2 protein-coding genes are annotated in these 3,556 nt (G+C 61.6%); one reads left to right on the top strand and one right to left on the bottom strand.

The features are described 5' to 3' along the window. Nucleotides 1-95: 95 nt before the first annotated feature. Nucleotides 96-2,447, bottom strand: coding sequence for a tetratricopeptide repeat protein (locus tag AC3WQN_RS06670; RefSeq protein ID WP_103401586.1), 2,352 nt, complete (start codon nucleotides 2,445-2,447; stop codon nucleotides 96-98). Between the two features lie 220 nt (nucleotides 2,448-2,667). Between AC3WQN_RS06670 and AC3WQN_RS06665 the strand changes: the two genes are divergently transcribed. Continuing rightward, nucleotides 2,668-3,339: a DUF3313 domain-containing protein gene (locus AC3WQN_RS06665; protein ID WP_095144084.1), complete on the top strand. Its 672-nt coding sequence runs from the start codon at nucleotides 2,668-2,670 to the stop codon at nucleotides 3,337-3,339. The last annotated feature ends 217 nt before the right edge of the window (nucleotides 3,340-3,556 follow it).

Genomic DNA, 3,556 nt, shown 5'->3' with positions numbered 1-3,556 from the left:
TGCAGGCTTTCAGACAAAACGCGTTGGCCGATTTTGGGGCTGTTGCACAGCCCAGCGCGAGCAAGCTCGCTCGCCACCGGGACAGGGTTTGGCGCTCACTTGAGCGCCGGATCCTGCGGATTCAGCTGCTTCCAGCCTTGCAGCAAGACCTGGGCCTTGGGTTCCTGGCCGTTGTCCAGGTAGTACTGGATCAGCGACAACCGTGCATTGCGGTTGGCCGGTTGCTGTTTGACCAGTTTTTCCAGCAGGGCGCACGCTTCATCGATCTTGCCACCCTCGTACAGGGCCACGGCCAGGACATAACCGTACTGTGCATTCAGCGGCTCCAGGCGCGCGGCATTGCGCAGGGCCGGCATGGCCTGGGCGGTCTTGCCCGCACGAATCAGTGCCAGGCCTTGGGTGTGCTGGAGCAGTGCGGCATCTGGGTGCTCCTTCAGGCCCGTGGCCAGCAACGCCTGCGCCTCCTCCTTGCGCCCGCGTGACTCCAGCCATTGCACCAGTGTCACCAATGCCGGGAAGAAGTCCGGGTCGCGCTGCAGGGCCGCCCGCAACCGTGGTTCGACCTCGGCACTGCGTCCACTGGCCTGGAAGAGCATCGCCAGGTTGAGGTTGGCTTCGGCGCGTTCGGCCAGGCTCAATTGAACCTGCTCATACTCATCGATGGCCGCCTTCCATTGCTTCTGAGCGGCACCCAATGTGTTGGCCACGCTCAGCAAATCCCGGGCGGCGGCAATGCGGATCGCCTTGACCGGATCGCTCAAAAACGGCGTGAACAACGCCACGCGTTCGGCGGGGGGAAGGAAGGCGCTGACCGCGTGAATGGCACTCTCGCGAACCTGCGGGTCGTGGTTGCCTAGGTCCTTGCTCGCCAGCTTCAACGCCTGCTCGCTCGGATACAGCGCCAGTTCCGCCAGCAAGGTTGCCCGTTGAATGGCCGGCAGGTTACTGCGCTGCAACTGCTCGTACAGTGCTTGCGCGGCACCGGGCTGGCCGGTACGCACCTGCCACAGGCTTTCGTCATAGCGCGGCGCCTGGGCCACGGGGTTGGCACTCCACAGCTTGAACTGCTCGGTGACCTTGTCGCCGGCCTTGCCCTGGTGGCACGTCAGGCAGGCGTCGGGCGTGCCCAACTGCTGGGCGCGTACAGGGTTGGGCAGGCTGAAGCTGTGGTCATGCCGAAAGTCATTGCCCATGTAGAACTTGCCGGGCATGTGGCAATCCACGCACTGGGATCCCGGTTGGCCGGCGACATGCCGATGGTGCTCAGGCGAGTCGTAGTTTTTGGCTTGCAGGCCTTTGCCGTCGACCCCGGCGACCGTGGTTTTGCCCGCGGTGTTGTGGCATTGCAGGCAGACGCCGTTGCCCTGGGCCTTGAGTTCGGTGCTGTGGGGGTTGTGGCAATTGCTGCAACGCACGCCCTTGTCGGCCATCTTGCTTTGCAGGAATGAGCCGTGCTCGAACACTTCATCCTTGATCTTGCCATCCAGCGCGTACAGCTCGCGGGTCAGTACGCTGGGCAGGTAGTCATCCATCAAGCGCTTGCCGACGGTGTAGCCGTCGCCCAAGGGGGCTCGGCGGGCATGGCAACGGGCGCAGGTTTCGATCTCGGTGGTGGCGTTCTTGTCCTTGAGGTCCACGGCAAAGCCTGCATGGATCAGGTCGCTTTTCTTGCCGGCCCATTCAAGGTGATTCGACGCCGGGCCGTGGCACGCCTGGCAACCCACCCCCAGGCTGTTCCACTGGCTGGCAAAGGTGTTGCTGGCCGCATCGAAGTTACGCTTGTAGCCGGTGGTGTGGCATTCCACGCACATGAAGTTGGCGTTCTGGTTCGGCTTGCTCCAGTGCAGCGGGTTCTTGAAGTTCACACCCTGGCCCGGGTAGAGGTGAAACCAGCGGGTTTTCTCGGTATCCCAGGCCACGCCCAAGGCTTGCAGGCGACCTTCGCCGACCTCGATCAGGTACTGCTGCAGCGGCGCGATGCCGAAGGTGTAGGCCACCTTGAAGTCAGCGTTCCGGCCGTCGGCCCCGGGCGTGTTGACCCAGAAACCGTCGTCCTTGCGAAAGAACCGCGTGGTCTCTTTTTCACCCTTGAACGTGCTGTTGTCGAAGTTGGCCAGAACGGTCCCGGCATCGGCCACCTGCATCGCCAGTTGGTGGTGGGAGCCTTGCCAGTCCTTGACCTGTTCAGTGTGGCATCCCTGGCATTGCTGTTCGTCGACCAGGGTGGCCGGCGGTGCAGGGGCGGGTGGTGCCTGCGCAGCGGGGGCATTGGCGATGCTGGGCGCCACATAGGGCGGCGGCGTCGATTGGCCGGCCAGCAGGAACCAGCCAAGCCCGGCCATGACCAGCAACAGCGCGGTGGCGGTCACCGGGAACAGGTAGCGGGAAATCAGGGGTGGGGGCGAATCAGGGTCAGGGTTTATCGCTTTATTTTTATGCTTGGGCATTACGACTTCCGTGGTCCAGATGCGTTGGCCATACCGGCGCGCTTTTTTTAGCTGGGTGCAGCTTTGCCCCACGGCGTCCGTCTGTCAAATGACGGTTGTGATGGCGCTTGCAGCCTTGGGTGAATTTTCAGAGTCCGGTACTGCAAATGATTTAACTTTTGCCTGTACCTGTTAGTCCATTTCGCTTTACCGTTGTCGTCCCTATAACAGGAGTTACAGTATGAAGCTTGCCCTCATGATGAGCACACTGTGCATCGCCTCCCTGGGAATGGTGGGGTGTTCGAGCACTATCACCAAGCCTGAGGATTATTCCGGCTTTCTCAAGGACTACAGTCAGCTCAAGGAGGCCAAGTCGCCTTCGGGTGTGGACGTGATGCGCTGGGTCGACCCTAAGCTCGACATCAGTCAATACACCAGCGTTTACATCGAGCCCACCCAGTTCTACCCGCTGCCAAAGCCGACGGAAAAAATCCCTCAGACCACACTGTCGGGTATTACTGGTTACTACGACCAGGCGCTGAGGCGTGAACTGGCCAAGTCTTTGCCGTTGGCTAACGCGCCAGGTCCGGGCGTGGTCGTGGTGCGTGCGGCCATCACCGGCGTCAGCAGCAGCACCGAAGGCCTGAAGCCTTACGAAATCATTCCGATTGCACTGGTGGCGGCTGCCGTCAGCACCGCGACCGGTATCCGCGATCAGGAAACCGACCTGGCCACCGAAGCCGTGTTCCTCGATGGCGGCAACAACAAGGTCATCGCCGAAGTCGTGCGCAAAGGCACCGGCAAGTCCCTGGAAAATGATTCGCAAGTCATGACGGCCAACGATGTGAAAAACGTCATGGATGGTTGGGCCCATGACTTGAACCAGTCTTACGTGAAGCTCAAGGCCCAGTAAAAGCTTCCCGGGCAAGCCCGCTCCCACATTGTCCACGTATGCAGTAAAGCCGCTCATTCAAGGGTGAATACTGTCCTCGTGGCGCGCGCAGCGCGCCCTGACGAGGCGATTGCGGTCTGTCAGAAAGACCTTGGTGACCGGTCTTGGGGCTGCTGTGCAGCCCAGCGCGAGCAAGCTCGCTCGCCACGGGTCCGGTATCCCGGGTTTTGCGATGACC

The organism is Pseudomonas sp. FW300-N1A1, from assembly GCF_058789115.1.
This window is presented reverse-complemented; position numbering and strand designations above follow the sequence as displayed.